The 21,748-nt window shown below is 65.3% G+C and carries 23 protein-coding genes; 15 read left to right on the top strand and 8 right to left on the bottom strand.

Translation table 11 applies throughout. The features are described 5' to 3' along the window. The first annotated feature begins 77 nt into the window (after window positions 1–77). Entirely contained in the window at window positions 78–1,667 is a 1,590-nt protein-coding gene (locus ACQR10_RS03525) for a hypothetical protein (protein ID WP_315800669.1), read from the top strand. Here ACQR10_RS03525 and ACQR10_RS03530 read toward each other — a convergent pair. From ACQR10_RS03530 to ACQR10_RS03545, 4 genes are read right to left on the bottom strand one after another with little or no spacing between them, the layout of a single operon-like run. Further along, a complete protein-coding gene (locus ACQR10_RS03530) occupies window positions 1,607–2,137 on the bottom strand; it encodes a DoxX family protein (protein WP_409997873.1) in 531 nt (176 codons plus the stop codon). The two genes, ACQR10_RS03525 and ACQR10_RS03530, sit on opposite strands and share 61 nt — an antisense overlap. Further along, complete coding sequence (locus ACQR10_RS03535) at window positions 2,137–2,919, bottom strand: DNA-binding domain-containing protein (protein WP_316215538.1); 783 nt, start codon at window positions 2,917–2,919, stop codon at window positions 2,137–2,139. Before ACQR10_RS03535 ends, ACQR10_RS03530 begins: the two co-directional genes overlap by 1 nt. Beyond that, the gene (gene bufB / locus ACQR10_RS03540; RefSeq protein ID WP_316215539.1) at window positions 2,906–3,826 is read right to left on the bottom strand and encodes an MNIO family bufferin maturase; all 921 of its coding nucleotides are present in this window, start codon (window positions 3,824–3,826) and stop codon (window positions 2,906–2,908) included. Before bufB ends, ACQR10_RS03535 begins: the two co-directional genes overlap by 14 nt. Before the next feature lie 39 nt (window positions 3,827–3,865). Continuing rightward, window positions 3,866–4,171, bottom strand: coding sequence for a BufA1 family periplasmic bufferin-type metallophore (locus ACQR10_RS03545; RefSeq protein ID WP_315800665.1), 306 nt, complete (start codon window positions 4,169–4,171; stop codon window positions 3,866–3,868). A gap of 292 nt (window positions 4,172–4,463) precedes the next feature. On the opposite strand from ACQR10_RS03545, the gene ACQR10_RS03550 reads away from it, so the two are divergent. Further along, entirely contained in the window at window positions 4,464–6,557 is a 2,094-nt protein-coding gene (locus ACQR10_RS03550; protein WP_316215577.1) for an adenylate/guanylate cyclase domain-containing protein, read from the top strand. Window positions 6,558–6,572: 15 nt separating this feature from the next. On the opposite strand, the gene ACQR10_RS03555 is transcribed toward ACQR10_RS03550, so the two are convergent. Continuing rightward, a complete protein-coding gene (locus ACQR10_RS03555; RefSeq protein WP_315800664.1) occupies window positions 6,573–7,310 on the bottom strand; it encodes a GntR family transcriptional regulator in 738 nt (245 codons plus the stop codon). Between the two features lie 197 nt (window positions 7,311–7,507). Here ACQR10_RS03555 and ACQR10_RS03560 point away from each other — a divergent pair, with 197 nt between their 5' ends. From ACQR10_RS03560 to ACQR10_RS03580, 5 genes are read left to right on the top strand one after another with little or no spacing between them, the layout of a single operon-like run. Further along, window positions 7,508–8,542 (top strand): extracellular solute-binding protein, encoded by a 1,035-nt coding sequence (locus ACQR10_RS03560; RefSeq protein ID WP_315800663.1) that lies wholly within the window; start codon window positions 7,508–7,510, stop codon window positions 8,540–8,542. Further along, window positions 8,539–9,609: an ABC transporter ATP-binding protein gene (locus ACQR10_RS03565; protein ID WP_316215540.1), complete on the top strand. Its 1,071-nt coding sequence runs from the start codon at window positions 8,539–8,541 to the stop codon at window positions 9,607–9,609. The genes ACQR10_RS03560 and ACQR10_RS03565 overlap by 4 nt, the downstream gene beginning before the upstream one ends. A 2-nt stretch (window positions 9,610–9,611) precedes the next feature. Beyond that, window positions 9,612–10,478 carry an ABC transporter permease gene (locus tag ACQR10_RS03570; protein ID WP_316180379.1) on the top strand — a complete coding sequence of 289 codons (867 nt, stop codon included), beginning with the start codon at window positions 9,612–9,614 and terminating at the stop codon, window positions 10,476–10,478. Then, entirely contained in the window at window positions 10,475–11,275 is an 801-nt protein-coding gene (locus ACQR10_RS03575; RefSeq protein WP_316215541.1) for an ABC transporter permease, read from the top strand. Before ACQR10_RS03570 ends, ACQR10_RS03575 begins: the two co-directional genes overlap by 4 nt. A 4-nt stretch (window positions 11,276–11,279) precedes the next feature. Further along, window positions 11,280–12,185: a polysaccharide deacetylase family protein gene (locus ACQR10_RS03580; protein WP_316215542.1), complete on the top strand. Its 906-nt coding sequence runs from the start codon at window positions 11,280–11,282 to the stop codon at window positions 12,183–12,185. A gap of 6 nt (window positions 12,186–12,191) precedes the next feature. Here the strand turns inward: ACQR10_RS03580 and ACQR10_RS03585 are convergent, their stop codons facing one another. Then, on the bottom strand, window positions 12,192–12,344 hold the full coding sequence (locus tag ACQR10_RS03585; RefSeq protein ID WP_316215543.1) for a hypothetical protein: 153 nt from the start codon (window positions 12,342–12,344) through the stop codon (window positions 12,192–12,194). A gap of 110 nt (window positions 12,345–12,454) precedes the next feature. On the opposite strand from ACQR10_RS03585, the gene ACQR10_RS03590 reads away from it, so the two are divergent. Beyond that, window positions 12,455–13,270, top strand: a complete 816-nt coding sequence (locus ACQR10_RS03590) for an NAD-dependent protein deacetylase (protein WP_316215544.1) — start codon at window positions 12,455–12,457, stop codon at window positions 13,268–13,270. A gap of 56 nt (window positions 13,271–13,326) precedes the next feature. Here ACQR10_RS03590 and ACQR10_RS03595 read toward each other — a convergent pair whose 3' ends face one another. Both ACQR10_RS03595 and ACQR10_RS03600 read right to left on the bottom strand, forming a co-directional pair. Further along, entirely contained in the window at window positions 13,327–13,500 is a 174-nt protein-coding gene (locus ACQR10_RS03595) for a hypothetical protein (RefSeq protein WP_316215545.1), read from the bottom strand. Between the two features lie 62 nt (window positions 13,501–13,562). Beyond that, window positions 13,563–14,867, bottom strand: coding sequence for a PQQ-dependent sugar dehydrogenase (locus ACQR10_RS03600; RefSeq protein ID WP_316215546.1), 1,305 nt, complete (start codon window positions 14,865–14,867; stop codon window positions 13,563–13,565). 421 nt (window positions 14,868–15,288) lie between these two features. Between ACQR10_RS03600 and ACQR10_RS03605 the strand changes: the two genes are divergently transcribed. The 7 genes from ACQR10_RS03605 to ACQR10_RS03635 all read left to right on the top strand — a co-directional run bounded on the left by ACQR10_RS03605 (window position 15,289) and on the right by ACQR10_RS03635 (window position 21,454). After that, window positions 15,289–16,083 carry a phosphoribosyltransferase gene (locus ACQR10_RS03605; RefSeq protein WP_316215547.1) on the top strand — a complete coding sequence of 265 codons (795 nt, stop codon included), beginning with the start codon at window positions 15,289–15,291 and terminating at the stop codon, window positions 16,081–16,083. Window positions 16,084–16,086: 3 nt separating this feature from the next. Beyond that, complete coding sequence (locus tag ACQR10_RS03610; RefSeq protein ID WP_316215548.1) at window positions 16,087–16,644, top strand: ATP/GTP-binding protein; 558 nt, start codon at window positions 16,087–16,089, stop codon at window positions 16,642–16,644. Between the two features lie 61 nt (window positions 16,645–16,705). Further along, window positions 16,706–17,146: a hypothetical protein gene (locus ACQR10_RS03615; RefSeq protein ID WP_316215549.1), complete on the top strand. Its 441-nt coding sequence runs from the start codon at window positions 16,706–16,708 to the stop codon at window positions 17,144–17,146. 19 nt (window positions 17,147–17,165) lie between these two features. After that, window positions 17,166–17,831, top strand: a complete 666-nt coding sequence (locus ACQR10_RS03620; RefSeq protein ID WP_316215550.1) for a hypothetical protein — start codon at window positions 17,166–17,168, stop codon at window positions 17,829–17,831. A gap of 16 nt (window positions 17,832–17,847) precedes the next feature. Then, complete coding sequence (locus ACQR10_RS03625; RefSeq protein WP_316215551.1) at window positions 17,848–18,603, top strand: hypothetical protein; 756 nt, start codon at window positions 17,848–17,850, stop codon at window positions 18,601–18,603. A gap of 760 nt (window positions 18,604–19,363) precedes the next feature. Beyond that, on the top strand, window positions 19,364–20,689 hold the full coding sequence (locus ACQR10_RS03630; RefSeq protein WP_316215552.1) for a DUF3422 domain-containing protein: 1,326 nt from the start codon (window positions 19,364–19,366) through the stop codon (window positions 20,687–20,689). Between the two features lie 72 nt (window positions 20,690–20,761). After that, window positions 20,762–21,454, top strand: coding sequence for a DUF2848 domain-containing protein (locus ACQR10_RS03635; protein ID WP_316215553.1), 693 nt, complete (start codon window positions 20,762–20,764; stop codon window positions 21,452–21,454). Window positions 21,455–21,748: the final 294 nt, after the last annotated feature.

A 21,748-nucleotide genomic window follows, 5' to 3' on the forward strand; every position in this document is an offset into this window, starting at 1 on the left:
AGTTCCCGCCGGAGCTGCTTGTGATCCGCGGTGACGGCCCTTCCCAAGATGCCGGCCAGAACTGTGCGACAAAGGACATGCCGCGCCGCGACGCGCTCGACCGCCTCACCCCGTTCGGCTGGCGCGGCGGCGTTGCGGTCGCGCTGCTGCTCTCGCTCGTGTCGTTCCTGACCGCCGGCTATTTCACCGTCTATTGGCGCAATGCCGACATGGACTTCATGGTGATCTACAACGCGCTCGCCATGAACGACGGCGGCGCGCAGGTGTTCTTCGACCACCCGGCCTATCTCACCATCCTCTCGGTCGAGACCTGGTTCGCGCTGCTGCACCGGCTCGGCCTGCTCGACGCCTGGACGTTGTCGGCGATCCCCGCCGACCGCGCCGCTTTCGACGCGGCGATGACCAGCGCCGTCCATGCCGGACGCGTCGCCGCGCTGCTGACGGCCGCCGGCATCATCCTCGCCTTTGCCTGGGCCGCGCGCCGGCTGGTGTCCGATTGGCGCATCGCCATGCTCGCCGTCACCGCCTTCGCCTTCTCCGGCGGCGTGCAGATGCATCTGCGCATCCTGCGCAGCGAGATGATCGCGGCGTCGTTCTGCATCCTCGCGCTGATGATCCTGATCGCTGTGGCGCGCCGCGCCAGCCTGGCGCGGCCGCTCGCCGTCGGACTCGCCGCGCTGCTCTGCATGCTCGGCCTGGAGAACAAGGTGCATGCGATCCTGCTGATCGCCGCCATTCCTGTGCTGGTGTTGCCGTTCGGGACGGCGGCGAGCGCAAGCGTGGCGTTCTGGCAAAGCTCGCGCGCGTGGGCGGCCGTCATGGTTGCAGCCGTGGCGGCAATCGTCGCCGCGATCGCCGCCTGGCCGCTGATCGCCGCCGGCTTCGATCCTGTCAATGCAACGGCTGCCGGGCTCAAGCCGATACTGTTCGGCCGCTTCGGCATCTATCAGTTCGCGCTGCTCGGCGTGGTCGCGGCCTGCATGGTCGGCTTCGCGTGGCGGTGGCGGGTGAGCGCGGCCGAGACTGTCGCGGCACTGCTGGCGGCGGTGGCCGGCACAAGCCTCGGCGTGCTGGCACTGAAGCTGAGCTACGACATCAACGATGTCGTGGTCGTGCTCAATCCTCTCGAGAAGATGATCACCTATGTCGACGCGCCCGAGGCCGCCGGCAGCCTCGCCGGGGCAGTCGGCCTGCTGCTATCGGGGGTGCTGGGGGTCATCCGGCGCTACACCTTCGTGCTGCAATCGTCGGCCCGCCCCGCGGTGTTCCTGACCTGGCTGGTCATCCCCGGCATCGTCATCGCCTGGCGCCGCGGTGAGCGGCAGGCGGCCATCCAGGCCGTCCTCCTGATGCTGGCGGCCATCGGCATCGACACGCTCGGCGTCCGCCGCGGGCTGAAGGTCGAGTACTTCGTCTTCACCGATCCCCTGATCATCATCGCCGGCATGGTCCTGCTCGATCGTCTGTCGGACCTGCGCTTCTCCCGCTTCGCCTATCCGATCGGCGCGGCGCTGCTCGCGCTCCATGTCGGCATCAGCCAGGCCGAGCCGGTCAAGATGGCGCTCAAGCGCAGGGGGCCCGAGGAGGTCTGCGAGTGGCGCGGCTACTACATGCCACGGCTGGCGCTGCCCTGGTGCGCGCCGCCGAACAGCCCGCCGAGAACGTGATCGAGCGAGATCTTTCCGCCGCCATGGGCGATGAGGCCCAGCGCCATCGCCGCCCAGGTCAGATGGATCGGCCAGCCGTCGGGCACTGTGAGCTCGACGATGCACGTCATGAACAGCAGGCCGAGCGCCGCGAAGCGGGTGCCGAGGCCGAGAATGAGCAGGACGGGGAAGCCGACCTCGCCGCAGCCCGACAGGAACGCCATCACCGTCGGCATGGGAAAGTGATATGGCCCGCCGGGTAGATGCAGCATGAACTCGTCGCTGAACAGGGTCACGGCGGTGTCGCTCAGCCTGAGAAAGCCGTCCCATTTGAGAATGCCCGAGCGCCAGAACGGCACGGCGAGCGCAATGCGAGTGACGAGCTGGACCAGGGTGAGCGGGGTCGCGCTCTGCAGCAGCCGCACGGCCTGGCCGACGAGGGAAGGCAGCGACAGCGTCGGGGTCGGCGCCATGGAGTGGTCCGTCGTCATCATGCGTCCTCGAAAGTGATGTCCGTGAAGGCGCCGGCCTCGATCAGGCCGGCTACGTTGGCGGCGAGATCGAACTCCGGCGCGGCCTCGAACGCGGCTTCCGCAGCGACGTCGAGCGGCTGCCGCGCGACCAGCAGGCTCGCGAAGATCGCGCCGCCTCGTGGCAGGTGACGCACGACGACGTCGAGCGCGGGCCGCGTGATCAGCGCGTCCTCCGGAACCGAGCCATCAATGCGCGGCACCGGGGCATCGCCGCGGTTGGCCGAGAAGATCGTGACCGCCGCGAAATCCGAGCGCACGATGCGGGTGGCGGGATGAGCGGCGAAGCGCAGCATCGGCAGCCGCTCGGGCGGCACCGTCGCCAGCGTGGCGCCGTCGAGCGGCGCGGCGTCCGCCGCGTGATAGGCGTCGAGCCAGGCCCGCTCGATCTGTGCGACGTCCGTCAGGAACGGCATCGTCCGGGCGTGCTCGTACGCTGCAATGAAGGCGGGGAAGTCGCGTCCATAGTCAAAGAGCAGCGGCGACGCCGGCGGCGTTTCGCGCACATGCGCCCGCGCCATCGCGCGGAAGAAGTCGGGGCCGGTGATGCGCTGCACCGCCGGATAGATCGCGATGAGCGACTCGATCAGGCTGACCGTGACGTTGTTGCGGTAGACGTTGAACCGACGCCCGGCCGCCTTGGCCAGCGGACCCCTGACGGCGACAGGCGTCGCGCGATCCGGCGTCAGCAGCGCCGCGGCGAACTGGGCGGCGTAGCCGGAAACCTGCTCAGGCTGCGGCATCGCGCACCTCCTGCGAGCAGCCGGGAGCGTGGTCATCGAGAATCGTCTGCGCGGCCGCGGCCTCTGCCTTCAGCACCGGCCAGTCCGGAATGTTGCTGTCCCATTCGATCAGCGTCGGCATCGGACCGTTGCGCGCGATCACGCTGGCGAACAGGGCCCACACATCGTAGGCGACGGGGCCGTCATGGCTGTCGATCAGCAGCGGCTCGCCTTCATCGTCGGCCTGCACGGCGTGACCGGCGAGATGGATCTCGCCGACAGCGACGAGCGGAAAGTCGGCCAGATAGTGCTGTGGCGAGAAGCCATGATTGATCGCGGAGACGAACACGTTGTTGAGGTCGAGCAGGAGCCCGCAGCCGGTGCCGCGGACGATGGCGCGGATGAAGTCGGTCTCGCTCATCGTCGAGTCGTGAAAGGCGACGTAGGTCGACGGATTTTCCAGCAGGATCGGCCGCCGGATCGCGCTCTGCACCTCGTCGATATGGTCGCAGACCCGTGCCAGCGTGGCGGTCGTGTAGGGCAACGGCAGCAGGTCGTTGAAGAACGTCGTATCGTGCGTCGACCACGCCAGATGCTCGGAGACCAGGCTTGGCTGATAGCGGGCGACGAGCTTGCGGAAGCGCGCGAGGTGGTCGCGATCGAGCGGCTGCGGGCCGCCGATCGACATGCAGACGCCGTGGATCGACAGCGGATGATCCCTGCGGATCGCCTCGAGCTGACGATGCGGCGGCCCGCCGGCGCCCATGTAGTTCTCGGCATGGACCTCGAAGAAGCCGCGCTGCGGCGCCTCGGCCAGGATGGCGGTCAGGTGCGACGGCTTGAAGCTGGTCCCGGCGACGCCGCCGAGAGGTGGCGGAAAGCGAAGCGGCATGGTGGGGCACGGTGCAGGGGGGGCATCGGTGCTCATGCTGCGTCTCCGCTTTCCGCTTGGGGTGAACGAGAGCGATCAGATCGGCTTCAGCGAGCCCTTGCGGCCGCCGGGCACGTCGATGCTGGTGCAGGTGCCGCCCTGGACGAATTTCCACGCGTTGCCCTGGAAGTCGATCGTGGAGGTGCCTTGGCAGGTCGTGCCGGGACCGGCGGCGCAATCGTTCTGGCCCTTCAGGGCAACGCCGAAGCATTTCTCCTTCTTGGCGGCCATTGCGGCTTCCGCTTCGGCCTTGGTCAGTGGCCCAGCCATTGCGAGGCTTGCGAGCGCGGTGCTGACGGCGCCGGCGAGCGCCAGCGTGGTGACGGTTCTCTTGGCGGGCATGACAATTCCTCTCGTGTTCTGCATCGCCCGCTTGGCGATGCGCATCTCTCCTTCGCCCGCAGCCACGAGAATGTTACGCGGCGACTCCGCTCACGACCCTGTGAGCGGTATTGCGTGCTTCGGAGCTGCGTCCAATCGAACGCAGGCGGGTTCGAAGTGCCAATGCTTTGCAGGCATCATCGACTTAGCCAGCCGGCATTGGTGGCGCACGTCATGAGAGCGCAGTCTGGCGGCTCCCCGTCGGGCGCAGCCCCGCGCGCCGATCGGTCCGATCGGAGATCGACCTGCGATGATGGCGAGCGAAAACAGCCGAGTGCCGCGCCGAGACGCCGCCGGCGAGCGGTTGACCGTCAGCATCCGCTTCGCCGTGTCGGCGCTGGTGCTGACCGCGATCCTGCTGACGGCGCTGGCCTCGAGCCTGTTGTGGTGGCGCACCTCGGAGGCGATCAGCCGTCAGCTCGCCAGCACCATCAATGCGCAGATCGCGAGCGCCGTGCGCAAGGAGGTGAGCGCGATCGTCAGCGAGGCGCGCGCGGCGCACACCGCCATCCGCACGCTGTTCCTGCAGAACGTGCTCGACACCCGCGAGGCGGACAAGCGCGAATTCGTGTTCCTGTCGCAGCTGCAGTCGCAGGCGACGATCTCATCGGCGGCGTTCGGCTGGCCCGACGGCTCGTTCTTCGCCGCCCACAAGCTCGGCAACCGGCGCCTGGAGATGATGGAGATCTCACTGACCGATCATCCCGGCCAGCGCCGCGTCGATGAATACGATGTCGTGCCCGGCGATATCGAGTTCGCGGCGCGTCGCTTCGAGCCGACCCGTTTCAAGGTCGCCGACCAGCCCTGGTTCAAGGAGAGCCTCGCCGCGGACGAGCCGCGCTGGTTCAGCGTCGACGTGCATCCCGGCGGTGACCGTCCCGCGATCGCGCTGGCGGGGCCTATCGATGTCTATCAGGAGCGGCAGGGCGTGCTCGCCATCATCATCGAGCACGCGCGCATCTCGCGCTTTCTCGCCCAGCTCCAGGTCGGCCGCACTGGCAGCGCCTTCATCCTGGCGCATGACGGCGGCGTGGTCGCGGCGCCCGACGAGACCGCCGACGAGGTCAATGCCGGGCAGGGCCGCCAGCCGCTGCTGCCGGTCGCGCAGCAGGCGATGCGGTCCTCGCCCGCAGGCGACGAGGCCTGGCGCGGCCGCGTGCAATCGGGCGGCGGCGCCTTCGAGGTCGCGCGCACGGCGCTGCCGTTTCCCGGCTGGTCGCTGGTCACGGTGATTCCGGAAGCGGAATTTCTCGGTCCGGTCGACGCGGCGCTGCGGCGCGTGATCGTCGGTCTCGGCATCGGCGCCGTGCTCGCGGCGCTGGTTTCCGCCGCGCTGGCGCGTGCCGTGATCGCCGCGCCGCTCGGGCGCGTGGTGGCCGAACTGCGTCACGTCGAGGCCTTCGCGCTCGAGCAGGTGCGCCGCCATCCGTCGCGGCTGCGCGAGATCGCGAGTCTGTCCGGCGCCATCGCCGAGATGGCCGGCGGCCTGTCGTCGTTCCGCAAGTTCATTCCCGCCGATCTCGTCCGGCAATTGCTGCGACAGGGCGTCGATGCCAGGCCGGGCGGCCATGTCCAGGAGCTCAGCGTCATGTTCATCGACATCGCCGGCTTCACCGGCCTGTCGGAGCGCATGGGCGACCGCGTCGTGCCGCTGCTGTCGCGCCATCTCGATCTGATCTCGACCGTCATCGTCGATCACGGCGGCACGATCGACAAGTTCATCGGCGATGCCGTGATGGCGTTCTGGGGCGCGCCGGCCGCGCAGCCGGATCATGCGGGTCTGTGCTGCCGCGCCGCGCTGGCGTGCCGGGACGCGGTCGCGGCCAGCGGCCTGTGCGACGATGACGGCCGGCCGCTCGCGATCCGCATCGGCATCAACTCCGGTCCCATGCTGGTCGGCAACATCGGCTCCGAACTGCGTCTCAACTATACGGTGATCGGCGATGCCGTGAACGTCGCGAGCCGACTCGAGGGCGCCAACAAGGTCTACGGCACGGACATCCTGATCGGCGAGGGCACCGCGCAGCTGGCGGGCGAGGCGTTTCTCACCCGCGAGATCGACCGCATCGCCGTCTATGGCCGCGAGGAGGGCCTGCGCGTCCACGAACTGGTCGGGCTTGCGGAGAATGTCGCCGCGCAGGACATGCGCTGGATCGCGCACTACGCGCGCGGACTGCGTGACTATCGCGCGCAGGACTTTGCGGCTGCCAGCGCGGCCTTCGAAGCTGTCCTCGCGCTCAAGCCCGGCGATCGCTCCGCCGAGTCCATGATCGCGCGCTGCAGGCCCCTGGCAGGCACGCGGCCGGAGCATCATTGGCATCCGGTGACGGCGCTGACCACGAAGTAGCGTTTGCCGGCACGGCTAGGCCGAGCGCCGCTTGCCGCGCAGCGGCCGTCGTCCGGCAAACACCGCGGCGAGATCCTGGGTGGGCGTCGCCGCGTCCTGGTCGAGCCGCAGCCGGCCTTCGACATGCAGGAAGTGCTCGCGCGACACCGCGATCGCGCGCATCAGGTCGCGGTCGCGCAGCGCCGCGACGATCGCGCCGTGCTCGTCGACCGCGCAGATCGACTGCGCCGCCGGCTCGTACACCGACACCATCACCGAGGAGCGGCTGAGCAGATCGCCGAGCATGCGCGACAGCTCGGGATTGCCGATGGAGTCGACGAGATGGACGTGGAAGGCGCCAGACAGCCGCACCGAGGTCGCGCGATCGCCGCGCTGTGCCGCCGCGCGCTCCTCCGCCAGATGCGCATCGAGCCGGGCGAGCAGGAGATCATCGACCCGCAGCACCAGCTGGCTGAGCACGCCGGCCTCGAGGACGCGATGCGCCTCATAGACTCGCCTGACATCATCGAGCGTCGGCCGCGGCACCCGTGCGCCACGGTTCGGGATCATCTCCAGCCGCCGCTCGGCGCCGAGCCGGTGCAAAACTTTTCGGATGCGCTCGCGCGACACGCCGAAGATGTCGGCCAGCGGCGTCTCGGCGAGCTTGGTACCGGCCTTGAGCTTGCCTTCCAGCAGCGCACGCAGGATGGCCTGATACACCGCCTCGTCCTCGGCGGGATTGGCCTTTCCGATTCGCTGCGCTCGCATCGCCATGGCGAACTGCTAGGCCCAAAGGCGCGGCACGTCACCTCCAAAAAATGTGCACATTCTGCCCGTGGCCGGGCACGATGCGGATCGAGAGGTAGCTCAGAACGTTGATCTCATTGCCGAATCAAGAAATGTGCACATTTGGCACGACGCTTGCTGATCTCGGGTGACACGCCACGCGACAGCTCACACGGGATCCTCTCATGCACCCCTTCTCCCGCCGCAGCCTCCTGAAGACTGGTGCGGCCTTCGCCGCCACCTTCGCCGCGCCCGCTTTGGTGCGCGCCGCCCCGAAAGAGATCGTGATCGGCGGCCCCGCCGGCGCCGCCAAATATTTCAACTCCGACCTGTTTCCGGTGCTGGAGAAGAAGCTCGACTGCAAGGTGCTCTATGAGGGCACCAACTCGCTGACCAATCTGCAGAAGATGCAGGCCGACAAGGCAAGCCCGAAGATCTCGGTGGTGATCATGGACGATCCGGTGATGCTGCCGGCCGCGGCCGAGGGGCTGATCACCAAGATGTCGTCCTCGGCGATCCCCAATCTCGGCAAGCTTGTCGGCGATGCCGTGCACCAGGACGGCATGTGGGCCAACTATCAGAAGCCGTGGGCCGGCATCGCCTATTCCACCAGGCGCATGAAGACGGCACCTGGCAGCTGGGCCGAGCTGTGGGATGCGAAATACGATTCCAAGATCGTCGTGCCGTCGCTGTCCAACACCGAAGGGTTCTGGACCTTGCTCGCCGCCGCGCATCTCGAGACCGGCAAGCCCTACAAGGAGGCGCAGTACGAGATCGACGCCGGCTTCAAGAAGATCAAGACCCTGAAGGCCAACCTGCTGAACGTCTATACCAATGCCCCGCAAGCCATCAATCTGCTGGAGCAGGGCGAGGCCTGGATGATCGGCGGCCAGTTCTCGGCCTACACCTTGATCCGCAAGGCCGACGGCTCGCCGGTCGACCTCGCGATCCCGAAGGATGGCGGCTTCTCGATGCCGTCGGGCATCGCCAAGGTGAGCGGCGCGCCGGCCGGCGATCTCGCCGACGCCGTGATCGACTTCTACCTCAGCCCAGAGGCGCAGAGCATCCTCGCCAAGACGGCCTTCATCGCGCCGACCAACCAGGCCACGCCGCTGCCTTCAGGCTATCCCGATCCCGCGACATTGTTCGCGCCCGACTGGGCCTTCATCGCCAAGAACCGCGCCGGCTGGGTCGATCGCTGGAGCAAGGAGATGACATGACCGGCGCGCCGCATCTCGTCATCAGCGGGGTCTCCAAGCGGTTTGGCGCCGCGACCGTGCTCGATCGCGTCGATCTCACAATCCGCCGCGGCGAGCTGGTGACCCTGCTCGGCCCGTCCGGCTGCGGCAAGACCACCTTGCTGCGCGCGATCGCCGGCCTTGCACCGCCCGACGCCGGGACGATCGCGCTCGCGGGGCGCGACGTCACCCATGTGCCGCCGCACCGGCGCAATGTCGGCGTCGTGTTCCAGAGCTATGCGCTGTTTCCGCATCTCACCGTTGCCGGCAATGTCGCCTTCGGCCTGAAGGTGCGCGGCACGCCCAAGGCCGAGATCGATCGTGCGGTGGAGCGCGCGCTGTCGCTGGTCAAGCTCGGCCATCTCGGCAGCCGCCGCATCTCGGCGCTGTCGGGCGGCCAGCAGCAGCGCGTCGCGCTGGCGCGCGCCATCGCGGTCGAGCCGGACGTGCTGCTGTTCGACGAAGCGCTGTCGGCGCTCGACCGCAAGCTGCGCGAGGAGATGCAGGTCGAGCTGCGCCGGCTGCTGCAGGAGGTCAAGGCAACCGCGATCTTCGTCACCCACGACCAGGACGAGGCGCTGACCATGTCGGACCGCGTCGCGGTCATGAACAAGGGCCGCATCGAGCAGCTCGCCGAGCCGCGCGAGCTTTATGCCCGGCCGGCCAGCCTGTTCGCGCTCAACTTCGTAGGGCTGTCGACGCGCATCGCCGGCCAGGTGGTCGGCGCGCAGGACGGCACGGTGGAAGTCGTCACGCCGGTCGGCCGTCTGTCGGCGCGCGGCGCGTTCCAGCCCGGGGCCTCGGTGATCGTGGTGACGCGGCCGGAGCAGCTGCGGCTCGGCGTTGGAGAGGGCGCCAACTCCGCGGCCGGCCGCGTTCGGTCGGTCGTGTTCCAGGGCTCGCGGACCCTCGTGGACGTCGATGCCGGCGCCGGCGCGAGCTTGCTCGCCGAGCTGTCGGGGCGCGAGGCCGAGGTGCCGCGCGTGCACGACGAGGTCCGCTTCGCGTGGCCCGTCGCCGAAACCTTCGCCTTCGCCGCCGAGATCTGACCATGACCGACGCCGTGCTGACCGCGCCCATCGTCAAGACCGCGCCGGATCGCGAGCGGCTCGCGGCGTTCGGCTTCGTCGCGCCATCGCTGCTGATAACGGCACTGGTGTTCGTGCTGCCGCTGGCGCTGCTGCTTGGCGTCAGCGTGCTCGACGCCAACGGCGGCATCACGCCGGCGAACTACACGAGGCTGCTCGGTACGCCCTATTATCTCGGAATCATCTGGAATTCGCTGCGGCTCGGCCTGCTGACGACGCTGATCGCATTTCTCATCTCCTATCCCGCGGCCTTCGCGCTGGCCCGCGCACGTGGGCCGCTGCGCTCGATCCTGCTGGCCACGCTGTTCCTGCCGCTCGCCGCCTCGGTCATCGTCAAGGCCTTCGCCTGGACCATCCTGTTGCGCAGCGACGGCCTCATCAACACGGTGCTGATCGCAATGGGGATCATCGAGGATCCGATCCGCATGATCTTCACCCAGACCGCGCTGATCGTCGGTGCCGTCAACATCTTCCTGCCGTTCATGGTGCTGCCGATCTACGCCGTCGTGGCGCAGCTCGACGGCCGCTACGCTGAAGCCGCGGCCACGCTCGGCGCCTCGCCGCTGGTCGTGTTCTTTCGCGTCATCCTGCCGCTGACCCTGCCGGGCATCATCGCCGGCGTGGCGCTGGTGTTCTCGCTGTCGGTGTCGGCCTATGTGGTGCCGACGCTGCTCATCGGCGAGAAATATCCGACCCTCGCCACCACCATCGCCAAGGCCTATCTGCTGGCGCGCGAGCCCGGCTTCGGCGCGGCCGCCGGCGTCGTGCTGTTGGCGATCGCAATCATCGTCGTCGCGCTCAGTGCGATGCTGTCCCGGGAGCCGAAATGATGTCGCGCCTCGCCATCATCATCTGCTGGGTGCTCGCGATCGGCCTCGCACTGTTCCTGCTGCTGCCGCTGGTCGTGATCGCCGCCGCCTCGTTCTCGCCGACACCGGTGTTCGATCTGCCGCTGTCGGGCGCGTCGCTGCGCTGGTATGGCCGCATCGGGCGGCTCGACGGCTTCTGGCCGTCGCTGGTCCTGTCGCTGCAGATCGCCGTGCTGTCGACCGCGCTCTCGATGGTCGCCGGCACGCTCGCCGCCATCGCGATCGCTCGTGGAAAACTGCCGGGTGCGACCGCGCTCGGAACGCTGCTGGTGTCGCCGCTGATGATGCCCGGCCTCGTGCTCGGCATCGCGCTGCTGCAATATTTCCGCATGGTCGGCTTCACCGCGACCTGGAGCGCGCTGCTGGTGGCCCATCTCGTGGTGACGCTGCCCTACGTGGCGCGCACCATGATTGCCGGCTTGTCGCGGTTCGACTTCACCCTGATCGAGGCGGCGCGCACGCTCGGCTGCACCTATGCCGGCAGCGTGATCAGGGTGATGGTGCCGGCTTTGGCGCCGTCGTTCCTGATTGCAGGGCTGTTCAGCCTGCTCGCCTCGTTCGACAACTATCCGGTCTCGATCTTTCTCACCGACGTGCGTTCGAAAACCCTGCCGATCCGCATGCTGCAATATATCGAGGAGGCGCCCGATCCGACCTTGGCTGCGCTCTCCACCCTCATTCTCGCCGGCACGCTCGTGCTGCTGCTGATCAGCGATCGCCTGGTCGGCCTGCACCGCATGGCCGGAACCGCGGATTGACACGATGACCTCACAGCCCGCCTTCCGCCGCGATCTCACCGGCTATGCCGGCAGGCCGCCGCATCCGCGTTGGCCCCACGACGCCCGCGTCGCGGTGTCGCTGGTCGTGAATTTCGAGGAGGGCTCTGAATTCTCGGTGTGCGACGGCGATACGAGCAACGAGGCGATCTACGAGGTCGTGCACCGGCTCGACGGCCCCGACCCCTGCATCGACAGCCATTTCGAATACGGCACGCGCGCGGCCTGGTGGCGCCTGATGGATCTGTTCGACGCGCACGGCGTCAAGGTCACCGTCAGCGCCTGCGGCCGCGCGGTGGAGCGCTCGCCGCAGCTCGCCCGCGATGCCGTGGCGCGCGGGCATGAGGTCTCGGCGCATGGCTGGCGCTGGCAGAGCCACGCCGGCATGGGCGAGACCGAGGAGCGCCGCGTGATCGCGCGCACGGTGGAGACGATCCAGCGGGTCACCGGCCAGCGGCCGCTCGGCTGGCATACGCGCTCGGCGAGCTCGCCGAACACGCGGCGGCTGCTGGTCGAGCAGGGCGGCTTCCTCTACGACAGCGATGCCTACAACGACGACCTGCCGTATTATGTCGATGTCTGCGGCCGCCCGCATCTGGTGCTGCCCTACGCCTTCGACAGCAACGACATGCAGTTCTTCAACGGCTCGCGCTTCCGCGGCGGCGATTTCGCCGACTACGTGATCGATGCCTTCGACTGGCTGGTGCGCGAGGGCACGAGCGCGCCGAAGATGCTGTCGATCGGGCTGCATCTGCGCATGATCGGCCGCCCCGGCCGGATCGGCGCGCTCGACCGCATCCTCGCGCACATCTCCGGCAGCGGCGCGGCGTGGATCGCGCCGCGGGCCGACATCGCCCGGCACTGGCTGGCGACGGTGCCACCGCCCGCCTGAGCGGCGTCAATCGTCGTTGGCGATGTCGTCGTCGGTCAGCGGCACCTCGATCGTGCCGCCCTCGCCGGTAGCGAGGTCGCGCTCGTCGTCGATGTCAGCGTCGTCGGCCGGCTCGTCGAGCGGCCAGAGTCCGCGATCATGCCCGTTGCGTGGTGTCATGGCTGGTCCTCCCACGGGATAAGGCCGGCAACGAGCAATGGTTCAGACCGAGAGCGCTGCGTTGCGGCACTCTGGCGCGGTCCGCCACGGCCACCTACATCTGCGGGATCATGGTCGATCCCGCCGCGCTGAAATCCTTCCTCGACAGCCACCGCCGCATCGTCGTGCTGACCGGCGCCGGCTGCAGCACCAATTCCGGCATTCCCGATTACCGCGACAGCGACGGGCAATGGAAGCGCACGCCGCCGGTGACCTACCAGGCCTTCGTCGGCAGCGACGACACGCGCCGCCGCTATTGGGCGCGCAGCATGGTCGGCTGGCGCCGCTTCGGCCGCGCCCAGCCGAACGGCGCGCATCATGCGCTGGCGCGGCTGGAGGCGCAGGGCCGCTGCGCGCTGCTGGTGACCCAGAATGTCGACCGGCTGCACCAGGCCGCCGGAACCAGCAATGTCATCGACCTGCACGGCCGGCTCGACCGCGTCTGTTGCATGGGATGCGGCGCCATGCTGTCGCGGGCGGACTTTCAGGACGAACTGGCCCGCGCCAATCCGCACTGGCTGGCGCACGACGCCGCCGATGCGCCCGACGGCGATGCCGATCTCGACGGCGTCGATTTCGCCACGTTCACGGTGCCCGCGTGCCGGGCCTGCGGCGGCATGCTCAAGCCCGACGTCGTGTTCTTCGGCGAAACAGTCCCGCGCGAGGTCGTCGCCACCGCGCGCGAGCATGTCGAGCAGGCCGACGCCATGCTCGTCGTCGGCACCTCGCTGATGGTCTATTCCGGCTTCCGCTTCGTTCGCGCCGCCGCCGATCGCAACATCCCCATCGCCGCCGTCAATCTCGGCCGCACCCGCGCGGATGATCTCTTGTCGCTGAAGGTCGAAGCGCCCTGCGACGCGGCGCTGGCGTTCCTGTTGGAGAGGTAGGGCTGCACTCTCTCAGCGTCAAGCCCGGGCATGGCGAGAGGTGAAGTCCGAGGATTTCACCGCGACTGCGGCTCCTTGCGCTGCTCGATGCGGTCCTTGTTGTTGACCTGCTGGTCTTCCGGCTTGCCCACGTCGATGGTCTTCCCGGACTGGTTGCCGGGATTGTAGTGATACTGCCCTTCCTGCTTCTCGCCGGGCTGCTTCTGGTTCGGATTGACGTTGTCGGCCATGGCGCTCTCCTCGGGACTGTCCGTTGTCCCGGCGACAACGGCTCGAGGCCGGCCCGGTTCCGCTACGCCCCGGTCACGCGCCAGATGCAGTTGCCGACATCGTCCGCCACCAGCAGCGATCCGTCCGGACCGATGACGACGCCGACCGGGCGGCCATAGGAGAAGCTCTCGTCCGGCGCCAGGAAGCCGGACAGGATGTCGCGCGCAGGTCCCGACGGCTTGCCGTTCTCGAACGGGATGAACACGACCTTGTAGCCGGACAGCTTGCTGCGGTTCCACGAGCCGTGCTGGCCGATCACCATGCCATCCGGAAAACCCGGGAGCGTGCCCGCCGGCAGCCAGCACAGGCCGAGCGAGGCAGTGTGGCCGCCGAGCGCATAGTCCGGCGTCAGCGCGGTCGCGACCAGCTTCGGATCCTGCGGCACGCGGTCGTCGACCGTCCTGCCCCAGTAGCAATAGGGCCAGCCATAGAAGCCGCCCTCGCGCACCGAGGTCAGGTAGTCCGGCGGCGTCTCGTCGCCGAGCCCGTCGCGCTCGTTGACGACGGTCCACAGCACCTTCGTCGACGGCTCGAACGCCAGCCCCACCGCGTTGCGCAGGCCGGCCGCGAAGATGCGGCTCGCGCCGCTCGCGATGTCCAGCTCATAGATGCAGGCACGTCCCTCCTCGACCTCGAACCCCAGCTCGGCGATGTTGGTGAGCGAGCCGACGCCGGCATAGATCTTCGTGCCCTCGGGGCTGACCAGCAGGCTGCGCGTCCAGTGCCCGCCCGGCTTGAAATTCGTCAGCCGCTGGCCCTGCGCGGTGATGCGCTCGGCGCCCGCGCTATAGGGAAAGGCTGTGATGCCGTCGGTGTTGCCGACATAGAAGGTGCCGCCGACCAGCGCCATGCCGAACGGCTGGCTGAGATTCTCCATGAAGGCGTTACGGCGTTCGGCCGTGCCGTCGCCGTCGGCATCGACCAGCCGCGTGATGCGGTTGGCGCTGACGCCGAGCGCGGCGGCGCGGCGCATCGTCGCCTGCATCGCGTAGCCGAACATGTTGCGCACCGGGCTCGGCACCTGCGTCGCTTCCGCGATCAGCACCGATTTGTCCGGCATCACATGGATCCATCTCGGGTGATCCAGCCCGGTCGCGAACGCATTGACCTTCAGCCCAACCGCCGCCACCGGCTTCTCGCCGTCGCGCCAGCCGCGCGCCGTCGGCATCTTCAAGGTCGGCAGCAGGCCCTGTGGCTTCGCCAGGGGTATCTGCGGCTGCGACCCCCACGCCGGCTGCGGCGTCTCCCCCTGCAGCTTGCGCCACTGCAGCGCCGCATTGCCAACCAGCGCGACACCGCGCGCGACGATGGAGGAGAGGGTGGTCATGGGAGTCCTGTGAGGCTAGGGAGGGAACTGAGGAGAGCCGCTCTTGAGGATGAGCAAAGACGAGGCCGTTATGGTCCATCACCGTGGACATGACAACTGCGCGGCTGTGTCAAATGGCGTTGCGATGAACTCCCACAGCGCCGCTGTCTATGGTCCGCCTCCAATGGCCGAATCTCTTTCTCGAGGCCTTCGGGAAGGGAGGAGGATTGGTCTTCCCGAGCGTAATCAGTCGAACAGGCGACTGCACTGAAAGTTGTAAGGAAATAGCCTGACCTTTGGTGGCATCCTCAGGTTGAGATCAGCCAAAGCGTCACCGCATTTTTCGGTGCGATAGTCGGCGCGAGGCGCTATACTGAGGAACAGTCGATAGAGATCCGCTGTAGGTGCTCTTCTAAGAAGATCCAAAGCCTTGGAGGCCAGCTTGAATATCGTTTTCTCAGATCCGAAGATTCTAGTTATTGCGGCCATTCTGTCTGTATCAAGTGTTATCTCGATTCTCGACTACGTTGGCTTTCTCCCACGCAAAATATCGCGCATTCTGACACGCAACAAGCTTCAGCCAACTTTGGATGTCTTGAAGGAGTTAGGCGTCGATGTAGATAAGCATCGCCGGGTGAATATTGCTTCTGAAATTCCGGAGTATTTTCCGTCAAGCGAGGTGGTTATGCAAGCCAGAGGGGCGCTGGACAAAATTACTATTCGCAGAAAAATCATGGTTGGATCAATCAATGTTGTGCCTTCGGACAAATATATAGATCTAATGGGAGCGTCGACCGAGCCTCAGTCTGCAGCTATCTTCGCTCGCCTAATGGCAAGCTACTGGAAGGGTGTTCTGGTTGATCCAAAATCGGTAAAGTCTCCGGTGTTTGATTTCGTCGTATGTCCTAAGGGGGGATCTCCGATCCTGGCGTATGAGTTCTCAAAATTGTTCAACAAGCCATTAGTCTTGCATTGTACCGAGACGAAGTTCAAAACTGAGAAAGAGATTTTTCAGTCGCGTTTTGATGCACGGTCTGTCCCAGGCGCCGGAGCGGTGGCTTTGATCGTTGATGATAGTACCACCGGAGGAAACAAGGTTCTCAGAGCTGTGGATGACTTGAGAAGGTTTGGCTACGTGTCTAGCGACTGTTTAGTCGTATTCGAGCCGGTGCTTAAGAACGCTAAGGACCTTTTGGCGTCCAAAGGCGTCAATCTCCATTCCATCGTGAAGACATGATCCATGAAGCTGCTGATTTGTGGTGCTTTCTCGACTGGAAAAACTACTCTGATTTCGGACGTGAGTAGTTTGGTGTTGTCGCTCGGATCCGCCCGCTCAATTGAAGACGTTGCCCGACAATGTCCGATGCCGCTTAACAAGGATCAAAAATTTGATTCGTTTATTTGGCTGCTCGGAAGGCAGATTCAGGAGGAGTCGGAGGCTTGCTGGCGTGGGACTGATCTTGTCATTTGCGATAGGGGAGTTCCGGATATTCTATCGCACTATCTTTGGATGTTCCGAGGTGAGCGGGATAGTGTACATCGCGACTTTCGAGCGTTCGCGCTCAGTTGGATTGGTACGTACGATCTGATTTTTCTTACCAGAGTTGATTCGGGTGTCCAGGTTGAGCCGGACGGATTGAGGGTCTTGGATAGGGAATACCGCTCTGAATTGGACCAGATCATTTTTGAGCTGTTGAATGACGCGAGAGTGCCGTTTATTGAGTTGCCTCACGGTCGACTTGAGCGGGCAGTAGTCTTTGAGCGGGAAGTTCGGCAACTGGTCATGTCTGGGGTGTAATGTGTCAAGTTTATCTGAGAAGATCGATCGAGTTTGGCAAAGCGAGGCGCCCCGTGAAGCCGTGGCTACCCAGGTCGTGAGTGAGAATTCTGTTGGAGATAAATTGCAATTGCTTGCGGTTGATCTAGCTGTCTTGCTCAACAGAGTACCTTCGTCTATCGATGTCCGTGCAGCTGCGGGCGAGGTGGAGCTGGCCTTCAATTCGGATGTAGTTCTCGCGAAATTGGTTGATTTTGCCGACGATCACGACTTGGCTTATCCAGATGCTGGCATCTGCGCAAAGGTTTTTGGAGATCGGATCGATGCGGCTCCGGTGACCCGTTCGCTAGCGGGAGTCCTTGTTGCTATCCAATTGGCAAGAGATCATGTAGATTCAATCTTGTATCTTCCTCAGGACATCCGAGAACGTCGCTTGTCTGACTATGCTGCGGAGGGCCAATTTTCGGTATCCCAGTTCATCTTTTTGTCCACAAATGTACGTCACGTTCTGGGGCTTATCTAATCCGTCCGAGGTTTGTCTAATGTTGGGGAAGATAGTTGCAATCGAGGGGGGAGATGGAGCTGGAAAAAGAACTACTTCGTTCGCGGTGGCTGATCAGCTGCGCGGTCGTGGTCTGAAGGCGGCTGTAATTTCTTTTCCGAGATATGGTGAGACGGTCGGAGCAAACGTCATCGGTGACTATCTCGCGCAGCGCCTAACGCTCGCAATGTCGCCAAGAACGCTGGCAGTGTACTATGCCATTGATCGTTTTGAGTCTTTGGAGTGGATCCACAGGTCTCAAGAAGAGAACGACTTCGTAATCATGGATCGATATGTTGGGTCCAATGTTGCCTATCAGGGCTCGAAAGTAGTGGCTTCAGATGCTCTTGCTTGCATGCGCTGGATTGAGCGCTTGGAATTGGAGCAATTCGGGGTTCCGGCGCCCAATTTGTCAATTCTTCTTCGTATGCCGGTAGCTCAGGCGAAGCGCCTCGTATCCATGAAATCGACGCGTAGCTATACAGAGTCGGTTTTCGATCTTCACGAGGCCGATGATGAACTTCAGCGCAAAATCTACGAATCCTATTCTGTTCTTGTCAGAGAAAGTATAGTTTCTGCTTGGATGGTGGTGGAGCCAGTCGTGGGTGAGGTTTTGAGGGAGCCCGGCGATATCGCTTGCGAGATAGTCTCTGCGCTTTGCTCATAGCCAAGAGTGGGTCGAGATGAATCATGTAGGTGTTCGATTTGGAGAGGAGCTGGAAAGTCGTTCTTTCGCCTTTGTAGATTTTCCTACTTTTGATTTCTGTGGATTCTTCCGTGATTGGAATGCCTTTTTCGAATCGTCCGCCAAATTCGATTACGGCGTGCCTCCGGGTGAGCTTTCTGGCTACCATCCGTTTCGTTCTGAGCGTGCTGTCTCCGCTAGCGTTTCTGATCCGAAAGAGTTTTTCCATTACTTCCGTGGTGGGAACTGTCCTCCGCAGCTTCGGGCTGTCGCCGATGTTCTCTTCGACGCATGCAGTGCGTTGGCGCTGCAGGTGGCTGAGCGTCTTGATGTTCACTCTAACGACGAAGTCTCGCTCAGGGCGATGGTCGCAAATTCAAGTAGTCTCTTGCTTAGGGTGATTCGATATCTTCCAATGGCGGACTTGGAAAACTTTGCTGAGACCCATACCGATATAGACTTGTTCACGGTAATTCCGGCCATCAAGGGACGTAAGCTAGTCGTTGAGCAGGCGAATAGCCCGGGCGTCATAATCGAAAATATTGAAGGGGCGGCTGTTATTCTCGCTGGCGAGATGCTGGAGAGTAAAACTATGGGAAGGATCAAAGCTGCGAAGCACCGAGTGCTCGGCGCGGCCGAGCAAACGATGTCTGTAGTATTCTTTGTGAATCCGTCACCAGAAGTCATCGTTGGAGGCGTTTCGGCGGGCGAGATGGTCGCGCAACGTTTGGCTGAAATGAAATCGCGTTTTTAGGCCGGGGCGATTGGTCCCGCGACGTGCTATGCCAACTGGCTTGGCCGATCTGCAGCATCAAATTTTTCCTTGCTATTTTCCCGAAATCATGCTCTACTCTCCGCATCCCGTCCTCATGCAGAGGGGCGTACGCGTCGTCACGATACGTTGAGGCGGGGAGCGGTGGCCGCTGGCCTGTCAGGTGCTTTTGCGCTGGACGATTGGCAGCTCGCGGACGGTCAAGCCGTGTGGTCCTGGCGCCCCGACGCTGGCGCTAAGCCTCGATGACATGACGTGTCACGAGGTGACGGGGGCAAACAAGCCCGGTCCCCGGGGAGAGCTCGGAGCAGCCGTTAAACCCATCGCGCAGGGAGGGTCGGGTCTGTCCGGCTGAACCTGTGGTTCCTGCCCCGTGCAATTTTTCCGCACGGGGGCCACGGGCCTCAGTCGAGGTCCGGCCTTCCCTGCGCCCTCGGCATTTGAAGAGGGTCTTGGTGATGATGATCCCGGGTGCGATCGCTCCGCGGGAGATGTTGGTGTGTCTGCGGGCATCACGCTCGACTTGCTGTGGCGCCGAGAGAGCCGCCAACACGCACAGCATGGCCGCGGCCGTGGCGTCGTCATCGAATTGCGCTACACTGGTGTCGCACGCACGCGGCTGCCGCGTTGGCGGCGGGGCGACAGCGGAAGTCAGGAGGATGGACGGCATGACGGGGGTGATCAATTCAGGCGCAGCGCGATCGTCTGCGTCAGGTGTCGCTCTCAACAGCGGACTCTCCCGATGACGTCGCTCGACAAGTCCGCCTTCACGCCGCATGCCCTGCGCGAGAGCGTGCTGAACGAGGTGCATGCGCGGCCGTTCACGCCGCTGACGCAGCCGGTGCTGGTGATCCGCTTCGCCTTCATGGCGAGAGGCGACAGTCTGGTGGTCGACCGCGCCAGCCTTGCCGCGTTCTGCGCGCAGCATGGCGCGCCGGCGCCGGAGCCGGGCGTCAAGCATCACCAGGTCGATCTCGGCCCGGTCAGGCTGCGCTTCGAGCAGCATTCGGAATTCGCCACGCTGACCTGGATCTGGAGCCCGCCCGCGGACTCAGGCCGGCGCCGCTTCGGGGCCATCGCGCCCGAGCTGCAGGCGCTGATCGCGGCGCTGCCGCAGGCCGGCGAGCTCTTGGTCGCGGTCAAGCTGGAGGTCGAGAACGCGGCCGATCCGGTGGCGCGCGCCGAGGAGATCTTCGACAAGAGCAGCCTCGCCATCGTGACGATCAAGGGCAGCGCCGGCGCGGTCGCCTCCGATTTTCGTCTCGACGATGACGGCTTCACCCGCATCCTGGTCTGCGCCGACGGCCCGACGCCGGAGCGGCTTGGCGCGTTGGTGCAGCGCGTGCTGGAGCTCGAGACCTACCGCACCCTGGCGCTGCTCGGCCTGCCGGCGGCGCTAGCGCTGGCGCCGGACGTCGACCGCATCGAGCGGCGGCTGGTCGAGGTGCTCGCGGAGATGCAGGGCGCGCAGTCGTTCAAGCTCAACAACCACCTGCTGCGCGAGCTGACCGAGCTCGAAGCGCTGCTGGAGCGCGGCGCCACCGGCAGCCTGTTCCGGTTCGGCGCCAGCCGCGCCTATTACGACCTGGTGCAGGCCCGCCTGGCGGTGATCGAGGGCGAGCCGGTCGCGCCGTATTCGAGCTGGTCGTCGTTCCTGGCGCGGCGCACCGCGCCGGCGATGCGCACCTGCAACGCGCTGGAGGGCCGGCAGTCCAACCTGTCGCTCAAGCTGGCGCGCGCCGCGGACCTGCTGCGCACCCGCGTCAATGTCGAGCTGGAGCAGCAGAACCGCGATCTCCTGCGCTCGATGAACGAGCGCACCAAGCTGCAATTGCGCCTGCAGAGCACGGTCGAGGGCCTGTCGGTGGCCGCGATCGGCTACTACGTCGTCAGCCTGTTCGGCTATCTCGCCAAGGGCGCGCACGACACCGGCCTGCCAGTCGAGCCGACGCTGGCCACCGCCGCCTTCGTGCCGGCCGCGATCGCGCTGATCTGGTTCACCACCCACCAGATCCGCAAGCGGCACCTGAAGGAGGATCACGAGGCGGAGAAGGCCGAGCAGGAGTGAACGGCCGGGCGGCTTGCCAGCGTGCGGCCGGACGGCTAAGCGGCGGGCTGGTCAGCAAGAGGCGATGAGACGATGAGCGGTGCAACGATCGATGTCCTGGTTCACGCGGATGGTGCGGCGACGCGGCAGCGGATCACGCTGAGCCGCCTCGACATCGCCGGCTGGACCGGGCGCGATCCGGTCGCCCGCGACAAGCACATCGCCGAGCTGGAAGAGCTCGGCATTCCCAGGCCCGCGACGACGCCGATCTATTACGAGGTCGCGGCCAGCCGGCTGACGACGTCGGACAGCATCGAGGTCAGCGGCGGCGACTCCTCCGGAGAGGTCGAGTTCGTGCTGGTGCAGGCGGGCGGTCGGCTGCTGGTCGGCGTCGGCTCCGATCATACCGACCGGAAGGTCGAGACCTACAACATCACCGTGTCCAAGCAGATGTGCGACAAGCCGGTCGCGCCGGAGCTGTGGCTGGTCGACGACGTCGCCGCGCATTGGGACCGGCTGCTGCTGCGCGCGTTCGCGACCATCGACGGCGAGCGCGTGCTGTATCAGGAGGGCGCGCTGAGCGGCATGCTGGCGCCCTTCGACCTGATCGCGCGCCGTTATGGTGAGGCCGGCCTGCCCGAGGGCACCGCGATGTTCGGCGGCACCTTTGCCGCCAAGGGCGGCATCCGCCCGGCCGACCGCTTCGATTTCGAGCTGGTCGATCCCGTGCTGAACCGCGCCATCCGCCACGGCTACGCGGTCGCGCAGCTCGCCATCGCCGGCTGATCGCGATCACGTTCGTGTGCGGCGGCAGAGGTTAACGAACGGGCCGCGGCGCGTCGTCGCGGTTTGGCTCCACCGATCACGGCGCGCGCAGGCGTTGCAATCGGCAAGGGCCTGTTAAGCAAGACCGCCTAGGGTGCCCGAGTGTGCCGAAGCGGACCAAAGTCTTGTTGCGCGTTCTGGTCCGGCACACGCCTGTCACGATCTGAGACGCGATGCGTCTTGCCGATCCTTAACTGATCCTTACTTGTTAGCAGCGGATTCGACGGGTCGGAGGAGAAGGGCGATTAACTAGAA

It is taken from the genome of Bradyrhizobium sp. HKCCYLRH2060, assembly GCF_051168135.1.
Classification (GTDB): Bacteria; Pseudomonadota; Alphaproteobacteria; order Rhizobiales; family Xanthobacteraceae; genus Bradyrhizobium.